We start from the raw sequence: 2,684 nt of genomic DNA on the forward strand, positions 1-2,684 counted from the left end.
ATCGGAGCTGGCTTGACAATGATCGTCGCTGTTTTAGTCAGCGTTTGTCCACAAACATTGCTGGCCGTGTAAGTGATAGTGATTGTACCACCCGTACATTCATCATATGACTTAGTCATTGACGCAATTGCAGAGCCATTTATTTCACAGTCGCCACCTAAACCATTGCTAAACGTCGTATCCGCAGGCGTTGTAAAGGTATCAGCCTCTTCGCAGCTCAATGAATCCGGGAACGACGGGATGATCAGTTCCGGTATCGGAGCTGGCTTGACAATGATCGTCGCTGTTTTAGTCAGCGTTTGTCCACAAACATTGCTGGCCGTGTAAGTGATAGTGATTGTACCACCCGTACATTCATCATATGACTTAGTCATTGAAGCCGTAGCATTATCGCCAATCTCACAATCGTCACCTAAACCATTGCTGAATGTCGTATCCGCAGGTGTTGTAAAGGCATCAGCCTCTTCACAGCTCAGTGAATCCGGGAATGTCGGGATGATTAGTTCCGGTATTGGAGCTGGCTTGACAATAATGGTCGCCGTTTTAATCAGCGTTTGTCCACAAACACTGCTGGCCGTGTACGTGATGGTGATTGTACCACCAGTACATTCATCGTATGTTTTAGTCATTGATGCAATTGCTGAGCCATTTATTTCACAGTCGCCACCTAGCCCATTGCTGAATGTGGTATCATCAGGCGTTGTAAAGGCATCAGCCTCCGCACAGCTCAGTGAATCCGGGAATGTCGGAATGATCAGTTCCGGTATCGGAGCCGGCTTCACGTTAATGGTCGCCGTTTTAATCAGTGTCTGGCCGCAAACGCTGCTGGCCGTGTACGTGATGGTGATTGTACCACCGGTACATTCATCGTATGTTTTAGTCATTGAAGCTATTGCATTTCCACCAATCTCACAATCGCCACCTAAACCATTACTGAATATCGTATCCGCAGGTGTTGTAAAGGCATCAGCCTCTTCACAGCTCAGTGAATCCGGGAATGTCGGGATGATTAGTTCCGGTATCGGAGCAGGCTTGACGTTAACTGTCTGTGTGTAAGGAGTAATGTTTCCACACTCATCCTCTGCAAACCAATGATAAACAATTGTATATCCTGCACATTCGTCAACGGTGAAAGGATCAACATCTGTTGTTATCGTGACTTCTCCACATTCGTCAGTTGCAGATAATATAGCTTGAGCAGGCACATCAATACACTCAACAGTTGTATCATTTGGCAATGGCGAATTAAAGACAGGAGGTGTCGTGTCATCAATAGTAATTACTTGGTTGCAGGTTGCAACGTTGTCACACGAGTCAATTACAGTAAATGTCCTTGTAATTGTGATTGGACAGGGCCCTGTTTGAATGTCAATATAATTGATTTCCTTGATGGCACAATTGTCTGAAGCACTTCCTCCTGCATTTTCAAGAGTTATCAGATCAATAATTATTTTTGTATCTGAGTAGGCAAGAGTTGTAGAATCTGCTAATATATCTGTTGAACATGCCTCGAAGGTTACATTATCAGGGCAAGTAATAACTGGATCTGTTATATCATCGATTGATATTATTTGCTCACAAGTAGCACTGTTTCCGCAATTGTCTGTTGCTGTCCAGGTACGTGTAATTACTTCAGGACAAGTATTTCCATCAGAAACATCCTCATACGTTATTGTAATTGGGAGGCATTCATCTGTGGCTGTCGCGCTTCCAGTATTTGTTGTATCTGTTAAGTCGAAACATTCAACCGAAACGTCTGCAGGACAAGTGATTTCTGGAGGAGTGACGTCATTGGATTCAATGATTTGAACACAAGACGCAGTATTTTCGCATCCGTCGGTGACGACCCAAGTTCTGGTAATAGTAAATTCAGCAGGGTTTTCGCCATAAACTATTTCATCGCTATAAGATACGTCCGGATTAGGAGTACAATTATCTGTTGCTGTTGCAGTTCCTGTATTGGATGGATCAGTTGAATCATTAATACTAATAGCGGTATCTGGCGGGCATGTGATCTCTGGTAAAATTGTATCGTCTATATTGATAATCTGTTGACAAGTATCTGTATTTCCACAAAGATCAGCTACGACAAATGTACGAGTGATAATTATTGGACAAATTCCAGTTGAATCATCCTGATAGGTAATTTCCGCAATACCACAGTTTTCTAAAACTGATCCACCTGCGTTTTGGTAGTCACTTTGCGTGATTGTTGTCTGTGTTGTATTGAAGGCTAATCCGGTTAATGATTCTATTTCCGATACACTGCAAGCCTCATAAGTTTGATCCGGCGGGCAAGTAAGTGTCGGAGAAATTGTGTCTGCTGTAACACTGAAGTTACTTGTACACTCGATGGTGTCACACAAATCACTTACAATATATGTAAAGCTGATTGATCCTCCACAACTGAGATCTGGAAGACTTGGGATTTCGTCGATATTGTCAGATGGAGAGCAGCCTCCTGAATTACTAAATTCTGTGATCCATAAGTTGTAGGCAGCTTGGATTTCTTCGCTTGAAGTGCAGGAATTCAAGCTTGCATTTTCGGGGCAATTCACATCCAGCGGATCCGGCGGAGTAACGGTGAATGTGGATGTTACCGGCAGTGTTTGGCAGGTATCCGATACGGTAAATGTTACGGATGCGGTACCACCAGCGCACAGGTCGGGAAGCGTCGCACCAGA

General features: G+C 43.8%; 1 protein-coding gene. It reads right to left on the reverse strand.

Annotated elements, in window-relative coordinates; all coding sequences use genetic code 11:
• Positions 1 to 2,684, reverse strand: a 2,684-nt coding sequence (locus GR929_RS04880) for a hypothetical protein (RefSeq protein WP_159517807.1), incomplete at both ends; no start/stop codon positions are given.

Source organism: Sunxiuqinia indica (assembly GCF_009847015.1).
Lineage (GTDB): Bacteria > Bacteroidota > Bacteroidia > Bacteroidales > Prolixibacteraceae > Sunxiuqinia > Sunxiuqinia indica.